Below are 24,232 nucleotides of genomic sequence, written 5' to 3' on the forward strand. Positions count from 1 at the left end.
AAAGGGGTTGATGTTTTCATCAGCCCCTTTTCTTTTTCGCTTAACGCTTAGCAGTCTTTGTCTTCAGCGTCGACGCCTTCTTTCACATCTTCGCATGCGTCTTCCATTGCATTACCGGCATCGGTAACGACTTCATCAATTTCTTCGCCTGCATCTTCTGCTTCGCCATCGCCGCACGCGGCTAGTGATAGTGCAAATGCTGATGCTAATAGTACTTTTGATAATGCTTTCATAGAGATCATATCCTTTCTCCTATAAGTTAAAATATTGCTATACCTTTGGTGACTTACCGCGTAGTGCGTTAGCGACTAAAGAGATAACAAGTAGTGCAACAAACACAAAAAACAGAAACTGTGCTATACCTGTTGCCGCGCCAGCGATACCGCCGAAGCCAAAAACTGCTGCAATAATGGCGATAATAAAAAATGTAATTGCCCAACCTAACATAACTAAATCCTCTTATTGCTCCATAATGTTCACATAAGTTAATGCGATAGTTGTGCCTAATTGTTAAGTTATTGATTTTTATGGTCAATAACTATTTTGGGGCGAATAGCATGGCAACTGTGAACAGTGATTATCGACAAAGGTTACAGGTAATTTGCAGAATTTACAGGCTAGGAGGCATGTCCAATGTGTATGTATTTCAACATACTCATGAAGGGGGGGCACTACCCTAAGTCAACGGGGCAAACGACAAGGTAGAATGGGTGTTTAACACAATGAAAGCGTGTTACGTAAAATTAACGGAAAGGGAGAACAGCGCCAATAGAAGATTGACGCGATAAGAGGGGATAGAAGTTATTTTTTCTCAATGGGCGGAATATCACTCACTGCCATCACGTTTTTGCCTAAGCCTTCTTTTGCGTTAGCCATGCGTACTACAATGGAATAGTAAATGTCATTGATCATAGTGCTTTGTACACTATTTTGCCCTTCAGCCGCAGTGGGTTGCGCAACTTGTGAACAACCAGACATCGTACACTGCTGATCTTGGGTAAAGGTTGCAGGGGAAGATGGCTCTGTTATGACTCTACGGGCTTCAATTGGACGTTTGTCCACATTGGTCTTCACAATGGCTAAGTATTGATAACCTTGTTTCATGGCAATTTGCCCAGCCCGTTGCAGCGCGTACTCTTGTACCTTGTCAGCTGGGGTTTCGTCAGTGGCCTTAAATAGCACACGATATTCGTTGTCACTTAACTGAACACTTGAGTAACCGTACCCTTCTTTAGTTACCGCAGCCTTGTAAGGCGTAGGCACCGCTACCGGCGTCGTGCTGCAGGCAGTTAACGCTAATACAGCGGCCATCGAGGCTGGCCTGGCAATGGCCTTGAACCTGTCACACGCCTTTGTGGCTTGAGTGGCGTTTGAGAAAAGATTAAACATGGAACTTCCTTATCATTGTATAAATGAAATGACCGCTGTTCGAATTAACGAGGTGACCGCCTGATTTCGTTTACTCTTCGGTGAATCAGTTTCCGCGCCTTTAAACGCGCCTGCGGTAAAAATAGCCGCGAGGGTTTCTGGGTTCCCCATGATATGCCGAGCTTTAGTTTTTGTCTCATCGAAAGACACATCAACTTGGTGCTTTTGAGTTAGGTAATCATGCTCTCTTTGCTTAATGGTTTTCAGTTCTTTGTTAAGTAAGAATGACATAAAGTGTTCCTTTAAGCGTTTGACCGCCTATGTTATTCATTCAGGCGTTTCATGAGCTGGATAATGCGTGTCGCACTTATGTAGTTAAATGCGCTTTTTGCTTGCTTAAATATCACCACCCCAATAGTGGCATTGATAACAAGCATAACAACTAATATGATGGATACAGGCGCGCCAGCGAGGTGAGCGAAATAACCCAAGGCAATATTCAATAATATCCAACAAAATCCGCCAATAGCAAATGCGGTCATTCCCGCAAATACCGTGACGAAAACAGATTTCTTAATCAGCATGAGTTCACTGTTGATTAAGTCTAGCAGTGCAAAACCTTGGTGCTGCTTCTGTTTCGCGTAGTTTTTCAATGCGTCAGTAAATTCTGAAAACGACACTTTCTCGTACGGTTCGTTATCCTGCGAGTCCTGCTCATGGCGCTGCGCCGCTTTTTCTTCGTGCACGAAAATCGCCTGGCGCCGAGGGGGCGTCAGGCGAAACGGATTTTCGTCACGCGGCATAAAGCGTGCCTTGCGAAAATCGGGTGCGATTAGCATGGTTTACTTCTTACGCAGTAGTGACGTCACCAGCATACCCGCTGCAAACGCGATACCGGCAGTAGCTACAGGGTTTTCGATAGCGTACTGACGTACTTTAGAAGCCTGCCATTTTTGCTCAGCAAGGCGTTTACGGGCCGACATATTTTCAGCCGATTTTGACGCGGTCTGACGAATGTTCTCTTCCGCAACACCTGCGCTGTCTGCCAACTTATCTACAGATGAATGCAGTGTTTCTTTAAGTTGATCCGTGACTGGGTGACTAGGCTCTGTAACACCGTTTGCTTTCGCGGTTCTCTGTGTAGCTGTTGTTTGTGTTGCCATAGTACTCTCCTTAAATTTTGCTATAAATGCACTATAAAGAGGTGCAATGGCTATACCAACCGAAATGGTTTTCTAATATGTTGATTTTAAATGGATTATTATTTTTGAGGGAGAGGGGTTAGCGTGGGTGTCTAGGTTTGCGGTAAGACTTTCACGGCACCTTGTGTAAAAGTTTCTTGCTTAGGGGCTAACACTCGCCCCTACTTTTTCAGTGCTAAGAGGCGGACTTTTGTTTAGGCGCGTGGATAGCCTGGTATAAATCGTCCTTGCTGACGGGCTTTAAAAGCGATTGGTTAACCCCCAGGTGTTTCATTAATTGCTTGTCAGGTTCATGGCCACTGACAATGGTCAACAGGGTGCTAGGCTGAATTTGCATAAGTTCTTCTGCTAAATCATACCCATGAAAGTCAGGTAAGGTTAAATCCATCAATATATGATCGAAGATTACCTCATTAACCCGCGATATTGCGTCTTCACCGGTATGCGCAATGATGACATCATGGCCTTGGTGAACTAAAAATAATTGTAGCAGCTCTGCTGCATCTTCATCATCTTCCACCACCAAAACTTTAAGCGCGTTTTGAAAAGGTTGGGTGTCTTCAGTGGTTTGCTTGGCGATAACCGCGTTTGAAACAGAAGGGCCTTCTGCTTTAACCAAAAAGCGTTCTAGTACGTGGGTGAGTGCGCTTCGTTCAATGGGCTTGCCAATCACATCTATAAAGCCTTCCTCTAGAAGTGAGGCTTTTAATCCTTTGCGACTCGCCGCTGTTACGGCCACAACGGGCACTGAACACTCGTGTCTACGCAACGCATGCAAGGCTTCAATACCGTTCATTACGGGCATATGAATGTCCATTAACACTAAATGGAAAGGGTCGTTGTCCTCTTGCGCTTGCAGCACGGCTTCTAATGCTTTAACACCATTTTCAGCGTACGCTACGGTGGCATGGCACTGGCTAACCAAATGGCCAGTGAGTCGACGTATTTCACGAAGATCATCGACAATGAGTACTTTCCCTGTAACTTGCAATTGTAATGGATTGTCTTCCACTCGGGGCGCCGGTTCCAAGCTTAGGTTAACTCGCTCTTGGTGAGTAATGTCGCCAGGGTCAATCGTGAAAGAAAAGCAACTGCCTTTACCAAAGACAGACTCCACGCTAATTTTGCCGCCAAGTTTTGATACCAGTTCTTTCGATATTGCTAAGCCCAGGCCAGCGCCACCGTGGTTCGCCCGCATCACATCTTCAATTTGTTCGAAGGGCTGGAAAATACTTTCCAATTTGTCCGGTGGCATACCAATGCCGGTATCTGCTACTCGAAATCGAATACGTTCATTTTCCTTACCCGGTGCAGGAGGAATCACTTCTACGGAAATATTCACCGATCCTGAATCGGTAAACTTAACTGCATTATTGATTAAGTTAATTAATACCTGCCTAAGCCGGGTAGGGTCGGTGTGAATGAATTCGGGAATTCTCGATTCAGAAATCAGGTGCAGACTCAACCCCTTGTCTTTCGCGGTAAGGCGCATAAGGGCGTGGAGGTCGGTTAGAAAACCGCCTAAATTCACTGCTTTTATATTCAATTCCAACTTGTCTGCCATGATGCGAGACATGTCGAGTAAATCATTAAGCAAGCTGAGTAGGTGTTTACCGTTAGAATGAATAATAGAAAGTTCTTGCTCTAACCCATGGTTATTTTTGTCATCTAACAATAATTCCGCATACCCTAATATCGAGGTTAGTGGTGTACGTAATTCATGGCCTAAGTGGGCAAGAAACTTATCTTTTGCTTTGTTTTTTTGTTCTACTTTATGGCGCTCTAATCGTTCGTTTTCAATTTCACGGCGCACCATCGCATAGCGAATAGTGCGCATGAAACGAGGCGTTTCGATTTCACTTTTTTGTAGATAGTCAGCCGCACCTGCACGCATCACAAGCTCGTCCACTTGCGCGTCAGACTGACCGGTGAGAATAATCACCGGTAAGCTAAATTGGTTGGATTTAAGTACGTCTAGCACGTCTACCGCATTTTCAGCACCCAACAGATAGTCTAATAGGCAAAGATCAAAATTACGCCGTTGAAGCGCATCAATCGCATCGGCACTATTGGTGACCCAGGTTAGCTGAAACTTGGGTTCTTCACATCCTTGCAAGTAATCCGAAGTTAAAAAGTAATCATCTTCATCATCTTCAATAAGAAGAACCCGTATAACGTCACTCACATCACACTCCGTTAGTCGTGGGGCAATTCCACAAACTCAATCCAGTACCGGCCTAGTGCACGCATTAACTCTACCAAGCCCTCAAAATTTACCGGTTTGGTAATGTACGAGGCGCAACCTAAGTCGTATCCTCTTAGCATGTCTTCTTCTTCTTTTGAGGTGGTTAGGATAACCACAGGAATGCCCCGTAATTTAGGGTCATTTTTAAGCTCTTGAAGTGCCTCCCTGCCATCTTTTCTTGGCATGTTCAGGTCAAGCAAGATGAGACTAGGGCGAGGGTACTTGTCGGTATCGGTATAGCGGCCTTCGTGACGTAAAAACTCTAAGAGTTCTACTCCGTCCTCTACACAAAAAAGATTATTAAGGACGCGACTTTCTTTTAGCGCATCAACAGTTAACAAACGATCGTCTTCGTCATCATCCGCCATAAGGATGTTTATAGGTTGGCTTTGCTTACGCGTCATCATGTGAGTCTCCACTATTATTGATAGAGCCAAAAGGCTCGCTGTCTATGGGTAGCACTATAGTAAAGAGGGTGCCTTCTCCCGGGGTGCTTTGCGCCGATATCTTGCCATTATGACGCTCAACAATACGTCGGCAAACTGCTAACCCTATGCCGGTTCCTTTGTACTCACTTCGTCCATGTAATCGTTGAAATGGAGCGAATATTTTTTCGGCAAAAGATTGGTCGAACCCGATACCATTGTCTGCAATGGTGATTTTTAGCCAATTGTACTCATCGGCCAACAATAAACCTTCCATGTCGGCTGGGTCAGGAGAGCTAGTCTCGACGTTCACCACAGGAATGGTATCTTCTGCTTGAAATTTCAATGCATTAGATAAAATATTTAAAAACAATTGGTCAATTTGAGACTTATCGGCGCGAATAGTGGGTAGGGTGGCAATGTTAATTTGTGCGCCTTTTTCTTCAATGGCGATTTCCAAATCATCAACCACGGCATGAATAACATCATTGAGGTTCACATCTTCAAAATCTCGTCCGCGCGTGGACACCCGTGAGAACGCCAGTAAGTCTGAAATCAGCATAGACATACGCTCGGCAGCGTTTAGCATACGCGCCAAGAAATCTTGCCCCCTTTCATCCATGACATCTTTGTACCCTGAATCTAAACGGTTACCAAATGCCCTGATTTTACGGAGGGGTTCTTGCAAATCGTGAGATGCCACGAAGGCAAAATCTTCTAGCTCTCTGTTACTACGCGCTAATTCGTCAGAATACACCCGGAGTTCTTGGGTGCGTTCATTAATTTTAGTTTCAAGATCTTCATTGATATCTTCTAAATCGTGTTGGTGCTTTTCATTTTCTCGCACATTCATTTTTAATAATGCGAAAATAGAAATAATCAGTAAAAGGGTAGTGCCCGATGAGATGATGAGGGTATTGACGGAATCTCTTCGCAATTTCATTAAATTGGCGAGATGCGTACTTTGCATAGCCCGCTCAGAGGAGTCTATACTTTGAAAAATTTCTTCAAATTCATTATATAAATTGAGACCCCTATCGCTTTCAAGCAGCGCAAAGGCTTTTGGCGTTTGATCATCACGTACTAACTCTACCACTTCAACCATACCGTTAATTTTAGTACGTGTAAGCAGCAGCAATTCATCGATTCGTGACACCTGCTGGGGTAAATCTGACGAGTACGCACTAACCTCAACTTCGTCAGCTAAGCTAGAAAATGAGTTTAATGTTTCTTTATATTCTTCAAGATACGCTTCATCTTGCGTTAGCAAATACCCTCGCTGGCCAGATTCGGCTCGTAGTACCGCAACATGCAGTTTATTCACTGCATTTATTACACGGTTAGTGGTGAACAGCCTTGCTTCCAGCGACGACAAATCGTCTAAGGTTTTTACGACGTAAAACGAATTTGCGGTAATCACCACGATGACGACGATCACCATAATTATCCAGCTATACAGCGAAGATAAGAGTTTATTCACCATGAGGTTATTCCGAAACTGAATCACCGAGTTCTGAAGTCATTTCAGATAGGGTGTGACTACAATCCTTAGCGCTGGATATAATTTTATCCAACGCCGCCATAGCCTTGTCGGCGGGCACATCACCATTTAGTGCCATTTTAACCAACTCTGCTTGCATCGAAATCCGGTTTAGTGGTTTTCGAGCATCGTGAACATAAACACTTAAACGTGCAAATTCTTCTTCTTTCATACTGGCGCCCACCGTTATTCCTCTTTACTCAAGTCACCATACGCATGGAGACGGTTGTACAAGGTTTTTGTACTGATACCTAACATCTCAGCTGCCATGGTTTTATTGCCATTTACCTTTTCTAAGGTGGCGTAGATAAGCTCTTTCTCTACATCTTCAATTGTGCGACCCGCTTGCAGTGCAGGGGCCGTACTTTGTTTTTTCGCAAAGGGAGACTCTATGGTTTTTGGAAGCTCAATGGCTGACTTCTCAGGATCACTCATTATGGCGGCGCGATGAACGAAGTGGCGTAATTCACGCACATTACCTGGCCAATCGTAAGCTTGAAGCGTGTCTAGTTGACTAGATTGCCAAATGAAATTTGAGCCATTGTCTTTGTTGAATTCTTCAATGAAACTTTTTGCCAGTAGGGGAATGTCTTCCTTTCTTTCCCGCAAGGGAGGAATAGTGATAGGGAATACCGCTAATCGAAAATAAATATCTTCCCTAAGCACTTTGCTTTGTGCAATTTCTTCCATGGTACGGTTGGTTGCCGAAACCACGCGGCAATTAACAGGAATAGTTTTAGTGCCACCCACTCGGATAACCACTTTGTTTTCAAGTACACGCAACAAATTAGGTTGCATGTCGATAGGCATTTCAGTGATTTCATCTAGAAACAAGGTGCCGCCTTCGGCTTGTTCGAACACGCCTTCTTTGCGCCCCACAGCGCCAGTGAACGCGCCCTTTTCGTGACCGAAGAGTTCACTGCCAATAAGTTCTTTAGAAAATGCGCCACAGTTGGTGGCAATATAGGGGCCTTCGCTGTCTGACGCTCGGTGGATAGCGGCGGCAACCACTTCTTTACCGACACCGCTTTCGCCTAGTAGCATGACATTAGCGCTGGTTCTGCTCACCCGTTGAATAAGCTTATACAGCTCTTGCATTGGCGCAGATTCCCCAATCAACAAATCAAAGTGTTTAACAATAATATCGTCTTCCACAGGGGCTTTTTGTGGTTTACCGGATAAAACCGCTTCTATGTCTTCACGTTGAATGGGTTTAACAAGATAATCAATATTCGGTCCGCACAGGCCTTTAATAATGCCCTTCACTGATGGGTGACCTGTGATTAGTGTAACGCGGGGGCGCTTGGGAAGGGTATCGAGCTCATCGAATAAATGGGCTCCACTCCCGTCAGGTAGCATAAAATCGAGTAATACGTGGTCGAAGGTTTCTTTCGTTAACCAGTCTCTTGCTTCTTCTAAATTAGCAGCAGTTAGAACCTCATGACCGAGAAACTCAATAATCGTACAGGCAACTTCTGTAAATTCCGCATCGTCGTCTACAAGCAAAACAGTAAGCACGTAAATTTCCTTTTCTAAACTTCCAATAACCTCACTACTACGGAGTAAAAGGCTATAAGATCAATATTATAAATCGTTATTTTTTGACTAAATATATTCTGGCGGCGACAGTGAATAGTACCTGTCGTGGCTAAATTTGCAATTGCACACGTCAAGGCGCATGGGGGTTATTTTTAAATAGAATCGCGTTTTGAAGTGAAAACCCTGTTCAATTATGCAAACACACGCCGACTATGGTTCACAGTTTTGCAGGTAGTATGCCAACAAGCTATAAGTGCACTTAAGTGGCGCTTAGTGTCTGCGTTTTAAACACCCAAAATGTTAAAGAACAGCACGTCAAATCTCTAAGCGGGGCGGAGGCCGTTTTTTCGCGTGCCGCGTGACAATATGGCCAGCATGACGTCATTTTGTTGAGTTTTTATAGGGTATATCGTTCAGATAACCGCCAGAATGCGCTTTCGGTGTGTGGCATATAATTAGCATTATCTCTATGGACTCTGGTCTGCTTTAACGTCATGTGTAGGTCATTTCGCAGCAATATAAAGAATGGAAGTTGGCGGTAAAAATGGCTTTATGTTGATGTAATTAGTTGTTTTATATCTGTTTTTATAATTTTGAAGGTGGGTTTATAGCAACAAGCATGGCAACAACGCAGGCCGGACATTTAGGGTAAAAATAACCGACAGGGAATGAAAATGTTGCACGGTAAGGCTGAACGGTCAATGACCTTATATGAGCTGCTAGGCAAAATGCAGCCGAAACCTGATACCAACAGCATGTGTTTCGCAGACTTTTGGCAGGCATTAGAAAAGCGAGGATTTGGCCCCATGTTGGCCATGCCTGCGTTTATCGCGTCTACGCCCATAGGGGCAATACCGGGCGTACCATCACTGACTGGCGTGACAATATTACTCATTGCTCTGCAAATATTACTCGGTCGTCGCCACCCTTGGTTACCTAACGGCATTATGAAGCTCGAAATTGAGGGCGATCACCTCCATACGGCGGTTACGAAAATGAAGCCTTATGCATTAAGGGTTGATAGGTTTCTAATTCCTCGTTGGTTTTTCATGCGCCAACCTATTTTTCGCTCGTTAAACGCCCTGAGTTGTGCATTGTGCGGACTTATCATGGTGCCTTTAGAATTAGTACCTTTTATGGGGCTAATACCGGCGGTGGCAGTCCTCATTATGGCCATAGGTATGGCTACCGACGACGGCGCGGTGGCGTTGTTGGGTTTATCTATTGCTACCTGTGGTTTCTTATTGAGCGGCCAGCAAATAATGCAAGGATTAACATAAAGGCTCACCGCAAGGTTGCAACATGCCGTGAGCTGAGGGGAGATTCATGGTTTGGTATCGCAGTTCTCCAATGAAAGAGCGCGCCGCCGGCCCCAGTCCGTCACCATCTTCAAATGATAAATACAGCAGCGATTTACGTAACCCCCCGTTATTACCAAGGGGCAAAGGAAGTAATGCTCCTTCTTCTAATTCTTTTTTAATAATCGCAATGGGCAGCCAAGCAAAACCAAGTCCTTGGGAAATGATATCCACCGACGTACGAATATGGCTGACGGTCCAACGTTGATCTGCACCAAGCCAGCCAACATCCACTTTGCGTTCAGCAGAGGAATCTCGTACAACGATTTGTCGATGAGACTTGAGATCTTCTAATGTTAGCGGCCTGTCGAGCGCATGTAATGGATGGTCGGGATGTGCTACCGCTGCAAATTCGATTTCGCAGAGATCTTCACTAAACCCCGTGGGATAGGTAAAAGGTGAAATGGCGATATCTACATTGCCACTATTGAGCATTGAATTTGCGCCCGACAATACCGTTTCTTCAATTTCTATGCGTAGCAAGGGGAACTCCTCAGACACTTTATTTAAGACGTTATAAAGTAAGTCTGAGGGAAAAATAATGTCTACGGCAATTCTCAGCAGCGTTTCTGTACCCGCTTGTAAACTGGTTGCTACGGCCTCGAGTTTTTGTGCTTCATTGAGTAAAAAAGTGGCTCGACGGTACATAAGTTCACCTTGAGCTGAAAGCTGCACTTTTCTACCCGTATTTTCAAATAGCTCAACGCCAATGGCATGTTCTAATTTTTGCACAGCATGATGCACACTGGATTGGCTTTTATGCACCACAGCGGCCGCTTGATTAAAGCCTCCTGCGTCCACAACCGCCTTAAACATGCGCCATTGTTCCAACGTTGATTTTAGCATGGTTTAACTTTCTCAATTCACTGCGGGGATTAGGGGGTTATACCATATTGAAACTGGCCTTAGTAAGCGTTAATCGGTTACTGCTGCAATAATATCGTCCACCGCACAAGTGACTACTGAAACTTGCTCGTAGCCCATAAGCATAAGTTGTTCTGCCGCCAAAGAGGCGCGCACCCCAGACGCGCAGTGAATATATATAGGCCGATCTGCTTCTTTTACAAGTGCCAGCATCTTCATCTCTAAAATACCTCTTGGAATGGCCGTTGCTTTGTTTACCGGTTTTTCGGCCACTTCACTGGCTTCCCTTACATCTAAAAGTAACCCTTGATTTTTCTCAATCTCAAGCGCCGCTTCTTTGGCAGTAATTCGACGAATAGGTTTCTCAATATTTTTTAATCGAGTAGGGATATCTATTAGCACGTAAAATCTCCTATTTAGTATATAATGATAATATTATATATAACATTTGATGGAAAAGAAGAACAGCACTGTCAAGGTTAGACAGTCAATTTGGGCTTTTCGATAAACCTTATATACTTTAGTATAATGCATTAAGGGGTTTCCCCAATGAAAAATGAGAACATTTTATGCTAGCGACTCTAAAGCTCGACCCTTCAGCAATGCATCAACATGCAGCAGATGCTGAGCAGTATTTAAAGCAAATTGCTAATAAAACCCGTTTGATGATTTTGTGCAATTTGCTGGAAAAAGAACGATCTGTAAGCGAGTTATTGGACGTGGTAGATGTTTCACAGCCTGTGATTTCTCAGCATCTGGCCCTCTTACGGGAAGCCGCATTGGTGGCCACAAGAAGGGAAGGGCAAACGATTTATTATCGTCTTGCTGACGAACGTGTTACCCAAACGATGGCGTTACTCTATCAGTTTTTCTGTGCGTCAGAAGAGGCGCTGGCTGAATAGACGAGATTGCTGTTCTCGCCAAATTCGTTTTTCATGAGTAAATTGGCAGTGAATAAAGGCGGCCACGAATCGCTAGCCGCCTCTCCAGGCTTTATTTAGCAATTTGATGGACGATATCGGCAATGTATTCACCATTACCAAGTTTATCAATGTCAATGTCGGGGCGAGCCATCAGTCCATCGTGGTCTAATTTCACACTGACTCTGTGAGACGACCAATCAATTTGAAGAATATCCGTGGGCAAGAGGGCTAGTTTTTTTCCACCCGGTAACCAATTGTTGGTGTCTACCACCAATAACCGTATTGCCCAATTTCGGGTGTCGACGACAAAATCACAAATGTGCCCTACATTGTCATCTGTGGTGGCTACCTCGTAACCTGAGACTTCGCCACAGGCGCGAAGATGGTTTTCTTTATTTGCTGACAAATCTTCTCGGGCTTCGTCCATTAATTTGGGGTCGGCGAGTTCAGTCGGGTGAGAAAAGTCGCCCCAGGCGCCGGGCCCTATCCAGTAATAACCATAGCCGAAATAGCGGAATAACGTTTCTTCATATTCTCTGGACACCGGCTTGTGTTCATCAATGGTTGGGCTGTTTTTAAGTGTTTCGGCGTCCATGGCCACATCAATCGTGTCATGATCGGGATTAATGATGGATACCGATATAGGGGATATGACCACTTTGCGACTCAGTGGTAGCCAAGTATTGGTATCAGCAACCAAATAGCGTATTACAAAGCTATCATCATCAAACAAAATATCGCGTATGCCGCCAATATCCTTGTCTGTTGCATGAATCGAAAAATGTTTTAACTGTTTGTAAGTTACCATCATCGTTGCGTCTCCTTTGCCTGCGGCTGGGGTAATTCGATGTCGACCTACTTTTCATTAGGGGAAACTGTCACGTTATCGCCTAACTAAAGTGTAGTCCTTCAAAGTAGATATAAAAAGCTATATTGGTTTGTTCGGCAAGATGATTGAGACAGATCAGAATTTATCGAAAACTACGGGAGAAAGGAGACGTGCTTTACCGTTTATTACTAAGCGATAAAGCACAACGCGCCCTGAAGAGGCCGGTTTAGGCTACGTCAAACTCTTCATCGGTATAATCGTCATCGTAATCAGATTGATTACTGGCGCTGCTATGCAAGGTATAAAAATGTTTTTTGCCACGAGAGAGCCTTACATACTTTGCCCATGCTTTTTCGACAGGGTTAATGGCTTCTGCACGCCCAGAGATAAAATCCACGAAGTGTTTCTCATCTTCTGATTCGGCTTGTAGCTCACCGGTTTCTAAAGCATTGAGGGTTCTACCATAAAGCGAGAGTAAGTTCGCTTCACTAATACTGAAATCACCCGACTTTTTAAAGCCGTAAGGAAACTTCACACGGTCAATAAAAGGTTTTGCAGAGGTTCGAATAGCTATGTTGTTCATAACAGTTCCAGCGTAAGTTGATGTACAAGCGCACTTTTAAGCCAAAACTCATCTAAGTTGAAACAAAACTTTTTTTTCTTATCAATAAAAAATTTTGTTGCAAGGATTGCCACGGCGTTTATTTACCATGATACACCTACGGTATTAGTGTGGAGTGAAACCTTTCTTGGCTTAAGTTTATGAAATAAATGAAGTAATTTGTTTTCCTCTGCCGTTGTTTCGGTATCGTGGCTATACGCTAGATAGCGTGGGAAGTGGCATTTTGCCTTCGCTAGACGTGGTCTGTTTTGAAATTTCATTTTATTAAAATTTATTGTCGAAACGATGATAAATATTCGTTTTTCATTTGAATAGCAAAGCGAATAATGAAGGGGTGTTAATTACCAAGAGATGACAATGAGTAAAGACTATCGTTACCAACGTGAAGAATGGGACTCGGTAGAAGACGAAAGCTTCCCATCTAAGCGCAGCGCAAAACGTCATGACCACGTTAAAGCGAAGCAAAAGCGAGACGAACAGCGTCGAGAAAAGCTACGTAGATTACAATCGGAGAGCTTTTAGCCTACTTGATTGAAATTTGACTAAACACACTGCGGATCGTAGTGTGTTTCTGTGCTTTTTGGTTTACATCACGTATTATCTGTGACAGTTTACTTTCATCAGTTCTACGGTTATGTAAGAAGCATGGACATTCGCTTTCTCACCACATTTATCGAAGTTGCTAATACACGTCATTTTGGCAAAGCAGCGGAGAACCTTTATCTTACTCAATCTGCAGTAAGTGCGCGTATTAAATTGCTCGAAGAGTATTTTCATTCCACGTTATTTATCCGGCAAAGAAACAGTATTCAGTTGACTCAGTCAGGTGAAAAGTTATTGCCCTATGCCCAGCAGCTTTGCAGTACCTTGAATGAAGCTAAGCAAGAACTGCAAATTCAATCTTCTGAGTACGTCGTTTGTGGTGCTACCCAATTGGCTAGCGAATTAATTTTGCCATCAACACTTAAAGCGTTACACGCTGATTTTCCTGATTGGTCGGTGAAGGCGGAAGTGCTGACGTTAGACAGTTTGTCTCGGCAGCTGCATGAGCGGGTGACCGATTTAGCTTTTTCCACGGAACCGCTAAAGTCAGAAGAAGTGAACAGTCAAATACTGTTAGAGAAACCTTTAGCACTGTATCGCGTGGGTGATGCTCAGGCCGAGGTCAGCGCGAGTGACTTTGTGGCCATCGACTTTGGCAGTAAAGCGAGAGATATCCTGCTAACACTTTACCCACAATTGCGAGATGCAAAATTAAGAACTAATTCACTCACCTTGGCATTAAATAATTTATATGCTGAAGGCGGCATTGCCGTGTTACCTGAAGATGCCTTTGTGCATCTACCCGCGCAAACGCCTATAACGAAAATTCAGTCACTGGAAAATATATCATTGAAGGTTTACCTTCATACAATGAAACAGGTTCGACGAGTAGGCTTGCAAGGCCTTATCGACGGTATCTCGTCTATTAATCCAGCCTAACTATTAAGAGATCCTTATGACTCATCCTTTGCTTGAAAAAAATGCGTTTGAACGCTTAGAAGCCAGTTTACAGCAAATTAAAAACGCTAAAGAGTTGTTTATCCTAAAAGATGAGCATGGCTGCGTTATGCTAACCACAGATGAAGAAGACGGCGTACCAGTATGGCCTGATGCCAGCTTAGCGGCGCTGTGGGCAACGGAAGACTGGTCGGATTGTGAAACCATGGCTATATCTACCCAAGATTTCCTAACGAAGTGGGTGCCAGGCATGACACAAGATGACCTCATGGTGATGGTATGTCCTGTGCCCGGCGAAGAGGGCGAAGTGATTACTCCAGCACACTTTGCTGAAAAAATTTAATGATCTGCTGATCTCCCTGATCCGTTTAAACTCCAACGGCAAAATGGACGACACGGAGGGAGTATGTTTGTTGAACAACCCACAATGGCGAGTTTATTTGGGCAGCTTGGGCTAGATAGCAGCGACCAAGCTATTGACCGCTTTATCGAGCAACATAAAGGGCTTAACAAGAGTCAGCACCTGAACGAGGCGCCGTTTTGGACGCCGAGTCAGGCCGCGTTTTTAAAAAATGCGATTGAAGACGATGCCGATTGGGCCGAAGTGATAGACCAACTTAATGTCGCTTTGCACTAGTCTGTTTGATTACGTCTGATTTTGCGCGTTTTCAAGGGCGTTTATTTTGGCTTCCAAGTCTGTCACCAGTGATTTCACGTGGGAAAGTGACTCTCGAAGCTCCGCGATGGTTTCAGCTGCATCAGGGGCTCGTGATGGGGTTTCGTCAGCGGTGAGCGGTTGGGAAAACAGATGTCGGTAGCGCACCTCCCGTTTTCCTGCTTCTTTCGGTAATGCGCAAATAAGCGGGTTAGGTTGGTAGGCGATAAGGCTGTTGATGGTGGATTCCACATCACCAACATCACTAAATTTAGCGAGTCGTTGGCATCTTCCCCTTAACTCCCCTGGCGTTTGAGGGCCTCGAAGTAATAACTCGGTGATAATGGCCTGCTGGAATTCGCTCAATTTAAGATCGCCAAATTCGGTGTTACAAAACCGATGGGCATATTTGGTCACGCGGCTGCCAAACCCAGATTCTAATTGAATTAATCGCTTTGCTTTTAAACTGTCTAAGGTTTGAATGATATCGTCTTCAGAATACTGGGTCACAGGAAGGCGATTACTTTTCTGATTGCAGCCGTTGGTCAAGGCATTGAGTGACAAAGGGTATTGCTCGGGAGTTGTAACAGATTTCTCTAACAGCACGCCAATAACACGTGCTTCATTTTCAGTCAGTGTTATCGTCATAGGATAATCCACGCCAATTTATTTATAGTGCAGTGTAGCAAAAATTTTATCACATGCTAGCTTATCGGTGAGGCATTCATAATGCATTTTAGTCAGCGTAATACAAATGCAATCTGGAATGCGGTGGTTGCCTATTCTGTTATGGTATTTTTCATCCTAAGATGATGGGATTAAAGGAGTAGTTTGGGTTTGTTATCACCGAAAAAAGAGGACTTTTGGTTTTTACCATTAGGGGGCACTGGGGAAATTGGAATGAACCTTAACCTCTATGGCCACGATGACAGTTGGCTAATGGTAGATTGCGGGGTGTCGTTCGATGAACCTTTGATCCCTCCGTACAAACACAATGGCGATAGTGTTCAAAATCATCATCGTATTGTGGCGGCTGACCCTACCTTTATTGCGGAACGGAAAGACAAATTAGCGGGTATCGTTATTACCCATGCTCACGAAGATCACGTGGGTGCAATTCCGTATTTGTGGGACAGATTCAAATGCCCCATTTACACCACCTCGTTTACCGCAGAAGTGCTAAGACGAAAGCTCGCACAAACCAAACTCGCCAATAAGGTGCCCATCGTAGAGGTTTCTCATCGCGGTGCAATGCACCTGGGGCCGTTTAGCGTAGAGTGGCTGGCAGTCACTCATTCATTGCCTGAACCTTATGCACTAAAAATTAGCACCTGTGCTGGCACAGTACTGCACACAGCTGATTGGAAAATTGACCCTCAACCTGTGACAGGGCAGCCATTCGATAGCCAGGTGTATAGAAACTTAGGTAACGAAAATATTCTCGCCTTAGTGGGTGATTCCACCAATGCCGTAAAACCTGGGTTTTCGATTTCTGAACGAAATTGTTATGACGGGTTGTTAAGTACAGTGAAATCACAAACTGGCCGTGTGGTAGTAACCTGTTTCGGTAGCAATGTGGCGCGCTTAATTTCATTAGCTAAGGTGGCGAAGAAAACCGGGAGGTACATGGCCCTGTATGGGCGCTCCCTGGTTAATATGTACGGTATTGCGCGCCAACAGGGGATATGGCCAGACGATTTGCCCCTCGCCGATGCCCATCATCTTGGCTACCTTCCCCCTCAGGAAGTGTTAGCGGTGGCTACGGGCAGTCAAGGTGAGAAAAACACCGCGCTAGCTCGCATGGCAAAAGATGTCCATCCGCAAATCGCATTAGATAAAGGGGATACGGTGATTTATTCTTCCATTGTCATTCCAGGCAATGAAGAAAGCGTTGGGAGACTCAATAACGCCCTTAAAGCGCGAGGCATTGGTGTGATATTAAGTGAGGAAAGCCAGTTACCCGTGCATGCCAGCGGCCATCCTTGCGCCGAAGAACTCAAGTTGATGTACCACTGGGTGAAACCGAGTATCGCTATCCCCGTGCATGGTGAACGCGAACACCTATTGGCCCATGCCAATATTGCAAAGCAAAGTGGTGTGACTAAGCATTATGTTGGCGAAAATGGCGACCTCTACCGTTTAGCCCCGCAAGCAAGTATTCGGCGTCAGGTGGTAAAAACGGGGCGCATCCCCCTTCAAGAGGGCGAATAAAGAAGTTTTAGCTAAGTGGGTTTGGTGCTCCAAATGGCTGAAACATTCTGATACACTTATATTTATAACAATAATGTATAAATATCGAACTCTCATGCAAGCGAGCTTACTGTTTTTCCTGTTTGTACTCACCGCGCTAACGGTATTCCCCTCGGCTGCTGAATCGCCCCGATTGCCCAACCCTGTATTTCAGTCGCTTTCTACCAAAAATGGGCTGCCACAGGATGTGGTTAACGATATCCTGATCGATCCCCATGGTTTTGTTTGGATTGCGACAGATGGCGGGGTGGTCCGATGGGATGGCGTAAGAACGTTGGAGATAAAAGGGCCCGACGACATCTTCGTTAATGCCACTATAAATAAACTGGCGTTAGAAGAAGGCCGTGCCTTATGGATAAGCACCTATTCCTCTGGGGTTTATCGACTTGACCTCGAAACACAACACGTCACACAAACTATCTCGCGACCATATCATAATATTACTGAATGGAAGCAAAATGCGGAAAGCTTCTTTACGCTCAATGAAGATGAAGTGGTTGTAGCCTTACCTGAAGAAGTAATTCGCTATACGGTTTCATCAAACCACATTGACGTTTTATATTCACTGGAACCACAACTTGTCGAGCAAGGCCATATTATTCGACATGCGACTGTGGTGGACAATGTACTTATCGTGGCAACGACCAACGGGGTAAGAGCCCTCGACTTGTCGAATCCTGATGGGGCAGTTGTTAAAATTAATTACCTGAAAGAGATTGTCGAGAACGAAGACAATACCAATACGAAGTGGCTCATGTTAGATGACGCTAACCGTTTTTGGATAGGTACGGTGAAAGGGCTTTATATGAGCCCGAAATCTGCCCTTTTGCGCCAGGTTAGGCAAGGCGCGGCAAGTGCGTTCGCGCAAATTCTTTCCTCCACGAATGTGTGGACCATGGAGCCATCTCAGGAGGATGCATTCTGGCTAGGTTCAAATAAAGGGTTATATGAACTGAGCCTTGGCAGAGACGGCTGGAAAGCGGAGCATATTTTTGTTCCCCACAACGGACGCACCGAGCTTTCAAACAAGAAAATCTCTGCCATTGTCACCGATAATATCGGCAATTTATGGCTAAGCTCTGTGTATGGAGGAGCGTTGTATTTTAGTGTTCGAAGCGCTGATATTTTTGCCATTCAGGGGAATGATAAAAGAGGTGAGCCGCTGCTAAGTGACAATATGGTGTGGTCACTATCTCAAACCGATAACGATGGGCTTTGGATTGGAACTGAAAACGGCCTGAACCTTTATGATTTTAGTCGCGGTGAGGTGCAATCGTATCTGGTTACCAAAGAGGATGGCATAGAAGGGGAAGCGATGATCGAGCGCATTGTACCTACCAATGATAATCGATTATTTATTCAAACATATGAAGGCATTCGTATTTTTGACCCTAACAGAGGGGTGGCGTCAATGCCGCCGATATCCGGCAGTGAAAACCCTGATATTTTCAATAATTGGTTGCCTGGTATAGCATCGGATGACGCAGGCTTATTGTATTTTGCCGATGGCCATGAATTCTACCGTTATGATTTAACCGCCCAAACTGTCAGCGCTTTACCGCTAGACCCCGCTGTTTTTGATACCCATTATTTTGTGAGCTTCTTAGGGCAATCTGATTACCATGGTGGGCGTATGTTCATGGCAATGGAGGAAGGGCTTTGGCTAGTGGATTTAGCTACCTTTGAACATGAAATGGTGTTCAGGTTTACCGAAAAGCAGCGGGCAGTAGGGCGGTCCATTTCCTCTTGGGTAATTGACGACTTTGGCGTGCTCTGGCTGGGGTTTAATGGCTACGGTCTGTTTGGGTTAGATGCTGACACCTTCGAACCTATTTACAAGCTCAACGAAGACAACTTACTGCTATCTAATATTGTTTATGGTTTAAGAAAGGACGATAAAGGCAATTTATGGTTTAGTTCTCATAGTGGCCTGCATAAGTACAGCCCGTCTACGTCGTCAGTGCAAAACTTTGTGTATGGTCGGGAGTTGTCAGTCTCTGAATTCAATGAAGGGGCGGCGCACACCCTGCAAGACGGGCGCCTTGCGTTTGGTTCTACCACTGGGGTTATCGTATTTTCTCCAGAAAAAATCAGTGAAAGCATTACACGGGCAGGCTTATTATCAAAACAGATGGTGATTACTCACGTCTCTATTGATAGTCGTAATTTAGCTTTACCGTTAACTAATCTCAATGGCAAAAGTATCGCACTAGAGCATACAGATTATGGTCTTTCTATTCACTTTTCAGCCATGACGATGAGTAAAATAGGAAAGCTCAAATACCATTATAAATTGCTTAAAAACGGGCAAGTGGTAAGCGAAGGTATTACCGAAGATGAGAAAATTACGTTAGCCAATCTTGATGCTGGGGAGTATCAATTTTCAGTAGGCCCCACTCCGGGAAGCTTTGAATATACTGTGCTACCCGCTGAAATTTCAATCAAGATGCCGTATGCGCCTTGGCTTTCTCCTTACGCTTATGCGGCATATATCACGCTGATTGGCTTACTTTTCTTTAGTTATCTCATGTCGCGTCAACGCCAGCTATTTAGATTGCAGAATGCGCAAAAGCAAGTCGCCCTGTTTAGCGACGCTTTTAGGCAAACCCGCGATTGGGTGATTATCTTCGATAAAAATAAAGTCCCCGTGGCGGCCAACCCCGCCTTTGAAACTGTGTTTGGGTTTAATGCTCGAGAGTCTTTAGCAAAGCAATTACAGCGTTTGGTGGGGCGTTATCCATTATTACAAAAGCAATTGCTAGGGAGTTTAACGCAGCTTAAAGGCGGCGAGTTTTGGAAAGATGAAGGGGAAATAGTTGGCGCAGACGGGAAACACTACGACGTTCTTATCGACATTACCGCTATCAGTGATGATGAGGGGAACCCTGATCACTACTTGTTAGTTATTTCGGACATTACAGAGCAAAAAAACGCTGAACGTAAATTACTAAAAATAGCTAACTACGACAGCTTAACTGGCTTGGTAAACCGAAGTTTATTGCTCGATAGGTTGGAGCACGCCATTGGACATGCACGGGTGCACAACCACAGAGTGGCAGTCATGTTTGTCGATTTAGACCGCTTCAAAGGTATCAACGATTCCCTAGGTCACGACTATGGCGATAAACTATTGCGTGTAGTGGCCAATAGGATGCGTAATCTGGTGTCAGATTTAGGCACAGTTGCGCGCTTAGGCGGAGACGAGTTTGTTATTGTGGTAGAAGAGGTAAGCCTTAGCGAGGACCTAAGTTCGTTTGTAGGGCAACTTATAGAGTCGGTAGAAACCCCTATTTCCCTGGCAAGCGAAGTGTTGCGAGTGTCGTGCAGTGTAGGCGTTGCGTTTTATCCTGATGATGCCAGTGAACCAGCGGAACTGATTAAACAGTCTGATGTTGCCATGTATACAGCAAAAAAAGACACCCTTAATGGTTTCACGTATTTTACTAAAGACATGAATGATCGCGCTCGACAGCGGTTACATGTAGAAAATTTGGTTAAGCGTGCTTATTCTGAAAAATGTTTCTTTAATCATTACCAGCCCATTATCGATGCCAGAAATAAACGCACCGTAGGAGTAGAATTATTGCTAAGAGGGGAGTTGGATAATGCGCCTATTTACCCTGATACTTTTATTCCGATACTTGAGCAACTGCGTTACATCATTGATGTGAGTCGCCAGGCGATGCGTCGGGCAGCGCAAGATTTATCAAATTGGTATAAAGAGGGGTTTACCGGTTATGTGTCAATTAATTTATCGGCGTTGCATTTTAAGACCGAATTTGATCTGGCGGGAGTGTTAGCCTTACTTGATGAGTTTCACCTCCCCAAAACCGCTTTTCGGTTTGAAATTACCGAAGGTGTGTTGATGGATGACAGCGACAATGCATATCGACAGATTTCTCGATTTGTTGAAAAGGGATTTGTATTGGCTCTGGATGACTTTGGCACGGGTTATTCATCGTTAAGCTATTTAAAACGTTATCCTCTTTCTGTCCTTAAAATCGATAAGAGTTTTGTGAATGAGATGGCACCTGGAAACGCGAATGATGCCCTTGTGAGTACGACCATTACGTTAGCGTCTAGCCTCAATATGCAAAGCATTGCAGAAGGCGTAGAAACAGAATCTCAGGCAGAGTGCTTGTTGTCAAAGGGCTGCATATATCACCAAGGTTACCACTACGCGAAACCTATGCGGGCTGAAGATCTCACGCCTTATCTTTTCAGGCAGTGGTAATTATCACAATTCGAAAGCGTCAACTATAATAAAAGTAAATTTTACCTGCCACGCCACGTCATTCGTCGCATGGAATGTAAACGTGCGTTTAAAAAGCTTGTCATTCTCAAAAAAATAAGGCTTATTAGAGGTATGTGAAATGATTGTGAAAATAAGCTACATTATAACAACAAATGAGTGACCTATGCCGCTAGATATGACAGCAAATGCAAACACGAAAGAAGGTATCAAATCGCCACTGAGTATGTTGTACCACTGGGAGCAGTCTCGTGGTAACGATATTTTTCTGACTCAGCCTATCAATGGCGAATACATTGACTATACGTGGACGCAAGTGGGAGACCTGGCGCGACGTGTAGCAAGACGTCTTAAAGACTTAGCATTGCCGCAAGGCAGTCGCATCGGAATATTTTCAAAAAATTGTGCAGAATGGTTTATCACCGATTTGGGTATTATGATGGCTGGGCATGTGTCTGTGCCTATTTTCTCTACCGCAGGCCCAGATACCGTTCAGTACGTGCTCCAACATGCCGATGTGAAATTGCTATTTGTCGGAAAGTTGGATAACACTGAAGAGCAGGTAGCGTCTATTCCTGATGCTTACCACACGGTGGCGTTTCCGTACCCAGGTATCAATACAAAACAACAGTGGGACAGCTTTATAGCGTGCGATCCAATTGAGGGGTCGCCTGTGCACGATATGGATAGCACCATGACTATCATTTATACCTCAGGTAGCACGGGGCAACCTAAAGGGGTGGTGCATAGTTATTTCTCAATTTGCTGGGCTGCCCAGAAGTCATTAGACCAACTTGGTGTTGATCAAAACGACAGCATTCTAAGCTATTTGCCATTAGCACATATTACTGAGCGGGTATTGGTGGAACTAGCCAGTTTTTACAGTGGCGGTAAAATACATTTCGTAGAGGCGTTAACAACGTTCCAACGAGATGTGGTGCATTGCCAACCCACGCTATTTATTTCCGTTCCCCGTTTGTGGACCAAATTCCAAATGGGCGTATTAGCAAAAATGCCGCAGAAAAAGCTAGATACACTGCTTAAAATCCCCATTCTCAACAAAATTGTCGCGAAGAAAATACGCAATGGCTTGGGTATAGACAATGCGCGTTTATGGGCCAGTGGTTCTGCGCCATTAGCGCCTGCGGTTATTGAGTGGTTTGCCAAAATTGGAGTGAAGATCTCAGAAGGCTGGGGGATGACTGAAAACAGTGCCTATGGCACGGGCAGTGTGCCTTTCAGGCACGATAAAATCGGGTGTATCGGTAAGCCGTATGACGGAGTCGATATTCGTATTTCTGAAGAAGGTGAAATTCAAGTTAAAGCACCGTGTAATATGCTTGAATACTATTTAGAGCCTGATAAAACGCAAGAAGTGTTTACAGAAGATGGTTACCTCAAAACCGGCGACAAGGGTGTGATAGACGCTGATGGCTATGTGAAAATAACTGGCCGGTTAAAAGATATATTTAAAACGGCAAAAGGCAAATATGTTGCACCAGCGCCAATTGAATCGAAGTTTATGGAAAATCCCATTGTCGAGCAGGTCTGTGTTACCGGTAACAATCTACCACAACCTGTCGCACTGCTCGTACTGAGCGAAGAGGCCCAAAAGAAAGATAAGCAAGGCATTGAAGCAAGCCTTAAGAAAACCTTTGATGCCATTAATGCGAAGTTAGAAAGCCACCAAGTCATGGATAGAGTGGTAATAATGAAAAACGAGTGGAGTATAGAAAACGATTTGTTAACGCCCACCTTAAAGGTGAAGCGCCATGTTCTGGAAAGCCGTTTTAACGATGTTATTCAGGGCAACTACAATGAACCCCTCGTTTGGGTAGACGCCTAAGTAAAATTGGCAATTATTATTTATTGAAACAAAAAAGGTGCGTTAAACGCACCTTTTTTATGCTTAATTTTGCGGGTAGCGCGCTTTCAATCCCTCGTAAACCAAATCGCTAAATTCAGGTTTAGATAAGTCTAATGCATTCATTACGTCCACTAAGTGCTCGTTATCTTCTCTTCCTTGCCAAACTTTGATATAGGTTCCGTCTTTGTAGCCGTTATCTTGGCGGAAGAAATTAAGCACATTTTTGCCTACATATTGGCGATAAAGCTCATCAGCACTCATGTCACACTGCACAACAATTTGCATGAATAGCGGCACGCTGAAGCGTTTAGCTGCGCACAGCCCTGTCATCAACTCAAGGTTATCGAGCAATGAGAGTTGAGAGGAATCGTAGTTCTTTTGGTCAAAGGTGACTTGCGTATTGCCACTGGCTAATTCGGCAGCAATGCTGTTTGCGGAGGCCGCAATATCGCCTTTAAAATCGATAATACAAGCACTTAGCGCAAAGTGCCAAATGTCGACTAACTCCATTTGTAATTGCGGTAAATCTTTATGTTGTGCTTTCCACCATTTCCAGCCGTGATGTTCAATTGCTTCAACCGACTCCACCATGGCGGCACGTAAGTATCCGTAGCCCGCATTCAACCAATCGGGGTTAACCTTGGCGTTCATTTTATCTTGGAGAGTAAGCATGGTGGCGAGTTGCTGTGCAGATAACATTCGTGCTCCTGAAAGAGGTTTTTATAGGTTTTTAAGGGCTAAATTGTACTGGATTGCGGTTTAAGTCGAAACTGTTAAATGGGAAATTTAACCT

General features: G+C 44.4%; 26 protein-coding genes. 9 read left to right on the forward strand and 17 right to left on the reverse strand.

The genetic code is table 11. The features are described 5' to 3' along the window. Positions 1-47: 47 nt before the first annotated feature. The 11 genes from IUA53_RS07765 to IUA53_RS07815 form a co-directional block, all read right to left on the reverse strand. Entirely contained in the window at positions 48-242 is a 195-nt protein-coding gene (locus IUA53_RS07765; RefSeq protein ID WP_044057347.1) for a hypothetical protein, read from the reverse strand. 28 nt (positions 243-270) lie between these two features. Next, the gene (locus IUA53_RS07770) at positions 271-447 is read right to left on the reverse strand and encodes a DUF1328 domain-containing protein (RefSeq protein ID WP_044057346.1); all 177 of its coding nucleotides are present in this window, start codon (positions 445-447) and stop codon (positions 271-273) included. Between the two features lie 354 nt (positions 448-801). Next, a complete protein-coding gene (locus IUA53_RS07775; protein WP_231401285.1) occupies positions 802-1,389 on the reverse strand; it encodes a CC0125/CC1285 family lipoprotein in 588 nt (195 codons plus the stop codon). Positions 1,390-1,401: 12 nt separating this feature from the next. Then, positions 1,402-1,659 carry a hypothetical protein gene (locus tag IUA53_RS07780; protein ID WP_196899018.1) on the reverse strand — a complete coding sequence of 86 codons (258 nt, stop codon included), beginning with the start codon at positions 1,657-1,659 and terminating at the stop codon, positions 1,402-1,404. Positions 1,660-1,691: 32 nt separating this feature from the next. Beyond that, positions 1,692-2,114, reverse strand: a complete 423-nt coding sequence (locus IUA53_RS07785) for a hypothetical protein (RefSeq protein WP_196899020.1) — start codon at positions 2,112-2,114, stop codon at positions 1,692-1,694. 96 nt (positions 2,115-2,210) lie between these two features. After that, entirely contained in the window at positions 2,211-2,531 is a 321-nt protein-coding gene (locus tag IUA53_RS07790; RefSeq protein WP_044057343.1) for a hypothetical protein, read from the reverse strand. A gap of 214 nt (positions 2,532-2,745) precedes the next feature. After that, positions 2,746-4,755 (reverse strand): response regulator, encoded by a 2,010-nt coding sequence (locus tag IUA53_RS07795; protein WP_196899022.1) that lies wholly within the window; start codon positions 4,753-4,755, stop codon positions 2,746-2,748. Positions 4,756-4,766: 11 nt separating this feature from the next. Next, positions 4,767-5,219, reverse strand: coding sequence for a response regulator (locus IUA53_RS07800; protein ID WP_044057342.1), 453 nt, complete (start codon positions 5,217-5,219; stop codon positions 4,767-4,769). Beyond that, entirely contained in the window at positions 5,209-6,723 is a 1,515-nt protein-coding gene (locus tag IUA53_RS07805; protein ID WP_196899024.1) for a sensor histidine kinase, read from the reverse strand. Before IUA53_RS07805 ends, IUA53_RS07800 begins: the two co-directional genes overlap by 11 nt. 4 nt (positions 6,724-6,727) lie before the next feature. Then, complete coding sequence (locus tag IUA53_RS07810) at positions 6,728-6,952, reverse strand: hypothetical protein (protein WP_044058929.1); 225 nt, start codon at positions 6,950-6,952, stop codon at positions 6,728-6,730. Between the two features lie 14 nt (positions 6,953-6,966). Then, positions 6,967-8,298, reverse strand: coding sequence for a sigma-54-dependent transcriptional regulator (locus IUA53_RS07815; RefSeq protein ID WP_044057340.1), 1,332 nt, complete (start codon positions 8,296-8,298; stop codon positions 6,967-6,969). Between the two features lie 695 nt (positions 8,299-8,993). Here IUA53_RS07815 and IUA53_RS07820 point away from each other — a divergent pair. Next, complete coding sequence (locus IUA53_RS07820; protein ID WP_196899026.1) at positions 8,994-9,599, forward strand: exopolysaccharide biosynthesis protein; 606 nt, start codon at positions 8,994-8,996, stop codon at positions 9,597-9,599. On the opposite strand, the gene IUA53_RS07825 is transcribed toward IUA53_RS07820, so the two are convergent. Both IUA53_RS07825 and IUA53_RS07830 read right to left on the reverse strand, forming a co-directional pair. Then, positions 9,591-10,523, reverse strand: coding sequence for a LysR family transcriptional regulator (locus IUA53_RS07825; RefSeq protein ID WP_044057339.1), 933 nt, complete (start codon positions 10,521-10,523; stop codon positions 9,591-9,593). The genes IUA53_RS07820 and IUA53_RS07825 overlap by 9 nt on opposite strands. A gap of 69 nt (positions 10,524-10,592) precedes the next feature. Next, complete coding sequence (locus IUA53_RS07830; RefSeq protein WP_044057338.1) at positions 10,593-10,943, reverse strand: rhodanese-like domain-containing protein; 351 nt, start codon at positions 10,941-10,943, stop codon at positions 10,593-10,595. Positions 10,944-11,110: 167 nt separating this feature from the next. Here IUA53_RS07830 and IUA53_RS07835 point away from each other — a divergent pair, with 167 nt between their 5' ends. Next, the gene (locus IUA53_RS07835; RefSeq protein WP_044057337.1) at positions 11,111-11,443 is read left to right on the forward strand and encodes an ArsR/SmtB family transcription factor; all 333 of its coding nucleotides are present in this window, start codon (positions 11,111-11,113) and stop codon (positions 11,441-11,443) included. A 91-nt stretch (positions 11,444-11,534) separates the two neighbouring features. On the opposite strand, the gene IUA53_RS07840 is transcribed toward IUA53_RS07835, so the two are convergent. Continuing rightward, the gene (locus IUA53_RS07840; protein WP_196899028.1) at positions 11,535-12,275 is read right to left on the reverse strand and encodes a PRC-barrel domain-containing protein; all 741 of its coding nucleotides are present in this window, start codon (positions 12,273-12,275) and stop codon (positions 11,535-11,537) included. A gap of 244 nt (positions 12,276-12,519) precedes the next feature. Then, the gene (gene maoP / locus IUA53_RS07845; RefSeq protein WP_044057335.1) at positions 12,520-12,876 is read right to left on the reverse strand and encodes a DUF413 domain-containing protein; all 357 of its coding nucleotides are present in this window, start codon (positions 12,874-12,876) and stop codon (positions 12,520-12,522) included. A 396-nt stretch (positions 12,877-13,272) separates the two neighbouring features. Here maoP and IUA53_RS07850 point away from each other — a divergent pair, with 396 nt between their 5' ends. The 4 genes from IUA53_RS07850 (at position 13,273) to IUA53_RS07865 (ending at position 15,052) form a co-directional block, all read left to right on the forward strand. Continuing rightward, positions 13,273-13,437, forward strand: coding sequence for a hypothetical protein (locus tag IUA53_RS07850; protein WP_172655519.1), 165 nt, complete (start codon positions 13,273-13,275; stop codon positions 13,435-13,437). Between the two features lie 123 nt (positions 13,438-13,560). Continuing rightward, on the forward strand, positions 13,561-14,397 hold the full coding sequence (locus tag IUA53_RS07855; RefSeq protein ID WP_044057334.1) for a LysR family transcriptional regulator: 837 nt from the start codon (positions 13,561-13,563) through the stop codon (positions 14,395-14,397). A 16-nt stretch (positions 14,398-14,413) separates the two neighbouring features. Further along, a complete protein-coding gene (locus IUA53_RS07860; protein WP_044057333.1) occupies positions 14,414-14,758 on the forward strand; it encodes a DUF2750 domain-containing protein in 345 nt (114 codons plus the stop codon). Positions 14,759-14,821: 63 nt separating this feature from the next. Continuing rightward, on the forward strand, positions 14,822-15,052 hold the full coding sequence (locus tag IUA53_RS07865; protein ID WP_044057332.1) for a DUF2789 domain-containing protein: 231 nt from the start codon (positions 14,822-14,824) through the stop codon (positions 15,050-15,052). A 9-nt stretch (positions 15,053-15,061) separates the two neighbouring features. On the opposite strand, the gene IUA53_RS07870 is transcribed toward IUA53_RS07865, so the two are convergent. Continuing rightward, the gene (locus IUA53_RS07870) at positions 15,062-15,718 is read right to left on the reverse strand and encodes a YceH family protein (RefSeq protein ID WP_196899030.1); all 657 of its coding nucleotides are present in this window, start codon (positions 15,716-15,718) and stop codon (positions 15,062-15,064) included. A 252-nt stretch (positions 15,719-15,970) separates the two neighbouring features. On the opposite strand from IUA53_RS07870, the gene IUA53_RS07875 reads away from it, so the two are divergent. From IUA53_RS07875 to IUA53_RS07885, 3 genes are all read left to right on the forward strand, one after another. After that, positions 15,971-17,281 (forward strand): ribonuclease J, encoded by a 1,311-nt coding sequence (locus IUA53_RS07875; protein ID WP_420535547.1) that lies wholly within the window; start codon positions 15,971-15,973, stop codon positions 17,279-17,281. Positions 17,282-17,375: 94 nt separating this feature from the next. Then, positions 17,376-21,554, forward strand: a complete 4,179-nt coding sequence (locus IUA53_RS07880; protein ID WP_196899034.1) for an EAL domain-containing protein — start codon at positions 17,376-17,378, stop codon at positions 21,552-21,554. A 184-nt stretch (positions 21,555-21,738) separates the two neighbouring features. After that, the gene (locus IUA53_RS07885) at positions 21,739-23,418 is read left to right on the forward strand and encodes an AMP-binding protein (RefSeq protein ID WP_044057329.1); all 1,680 of its coding nucleotides are present in this window, start codon (positions 21,739-21,741) and stop codon (positions 23,416-23,418) included. Positions 23,419-23,481: 63 nt separating this feature from the next. Here IUA53_RS07885 and IUA53_RS07890 read toward each other — a convergent pair whose 3' ends face one another. Then, positions 23,482-24,138 carry a dUTP diphosphatase gene (locus IUA53_RS07890; RefSeq protein ID WP_196899036.1) on the reverse strand — a complete coding sequence of 219 codons (657 nt, stop codon included), beginning with the start codon at positions 24,136-24,138 and terminating at the stop codon, positions 23,482-23,484. Positions 24,139-24,232: the final 94 nt, after the last annotated feature.

The organism is Alteromonas sp. B31-7 (assembly GCF_015767655.1).
Classification (GTDB): domain Bacteria; phylum Pseudomonadota; class Gammaproteobacteria; order Enterobacterales; family Alteromonadaceae; genus Alteromonas; species Alteromonas australica.

What these genes read in the sequence shown, in the direction of transcription:
- IUA53_RS07790 (WP_044057343.1), bottom strand. Translation starts at nt 2,531, where the DNA reads ATGGCAACACAAACAACAGCTACACAGAGAACCGCGAAAGCAAACGGT.
- IUA53_RS07890 (WP_196899036.1), bottom strand. Translation starts at nt 24,138, where the DNA reads ATGTTATCTGCACAGCAACTCGCCACCATGCTTACTCTCCAAGATAAA.
- IUA53_RS07865 (WP_044057332.1), top strand. Translation starts at nt 14,822, where the DNA reads ATGTTTGTTGAACAACCCACAATGGCGAGTTTATTTGGGCAGCTTGGG.
- IUA53_RS07840 (WP_196899028.1), bottom strand. Translation starts at nt 12,275, where the DNA reads ATGATGGTAACTTACAAACAGTTAAAACATTTTTCGATTCATGCAACA.
- IUA53_RS07870 (WP_196899030.1), bottom strand. Translation starts at nt 15,718, where the DNA reads ATGACGATAACACTGACTGAAAATGAAGCACGTGTTATTGGCGTGCTG.
- IUA53_RS07860 (WP_044057333.1), top strand. Translation starts at nt 14,414, where the DNA reads ATGACTCATCCTTTGCTTGAAAAAAATGCGTTTGAACGCTTAGAAGCC.
- IUA53_RS07775 (WP_231401285.1), bottom strand. Translation starts at nt 1,389, where the DNA reads ATGTTTAATCTTTTCTCAAACGCCACTCAAGCCACAAAGGCGTGTGAC.
- IUA53_RS07855 (WP_044057334.1), top strand. Translation starts at nt 13,561, where the DNA reads ATGGACATTCGCTTTCTCACCACATTTATCGAAGTTGCTAATACACGT.
- IUA53_RS07885 (WP_044057329.1), top strand. Translation starts at nt 21,739, where the DNA reads ATGCCGCTAGATATGACAGCAAATGCAAACACGAAAGAAGGTATCAAA.
- IUA53_RS07850 (WP_172655519.1), top strand. Translation starts at nt 13,273, where the DNA reads ATGAGTAAAGACTATCGTTACCAACGTGAAGAATGGGACTCGGTAGAA.
- IUA53_RS07825 (WP_044057339.1), bottom strand. Translation starts at nt 10,523, where the DNA reads ATGCTAAAATCAACGTTGGAACAATGGCGCATGTTTAAGGCGGTTGTG.
- IUA53_RS07805 (WP_196899024.1), bottom strand. Translation starts at nt 6,723, where the DNA reads ATGGTGAATAAACTCTTATCTTCGCTGTATAGCTGGATAATTATGGTG.
- maoP (WP_044057335.1), bottom strand. Translation starts at nt 12,876, where the DNA reads ATGAACAACATAGCTATTCGAACCTCTGCAAAACCTTTTATTGACCGT.
- IUA53_RS07810 (WP_044058929.1), bottom strand. Translation starts at nt 6,952, where the DNA reads ATGAAAGAAGAAGAATTTGCACGTTTAAGTGTTTATGTTCACGATGCT.
- IUA53_RS07765 (WP_044057347.1), bottom strand. Translation starts at nt 242, where the DNA reads ATGATCTCTATGAAAGCATTATCAAAAGTACTATTAGCATCAGCATTT.
- IUA53_RS07875 (WP_420535547.1), top strand. Translation starts at nt 15,971, where the DNA reads ATGAACCTTAACCTCTATGGCCACGATGACAGTTGGCTAATGGTAGAT.
- IUA53_RS07880 (WP_196899034.1), top strand. Translation starts at nt 17,376, where the DNA reads ATGCAAGCGAGCTTACTGTTTTTCCTGTTTGTACTCACCGCGCTAACG.
- IUA53_RS07780 (WP_196899018.1), bottom strand. Translation starts at nt 1,659, where the DNA reads ATGTCATTCTTACTTAACAAAGAACTGAAAACCATTAAGCAAAGAGAG.
- IUA53_RS07835 (WP_044057337.1), top strand. Translation starts at nt 11,111, where the DNA reads ATGCTAGCGACTCTAAAGCTCGACCCTTCAGCAATGCATCAACATGCA.
- IUA53_RS07820 (WP_196899026.1), top strand. Translation starts at nt 8,994, where the DNA reads ATGTTGCACGGTAAGGCTGAACGGTCAATGACCTTATATGAGCTGCTA.
- IUA53_RS07800 (WP_044057342.1), bottom strand. Translation starts at nt 5,219, where the DNA reads ATGACGCGTAAGCAAAGCCAACCTATAAACATCCTTATGGCGGATGAT.
- IUA53_RS07770 (WP_044057346.1), bottom strand. Translation starts at nt 447, where the DNA reads ATGTTAGGTTGGGCAATTACATTTTTTATTATCGCCATTATTGCAGCA.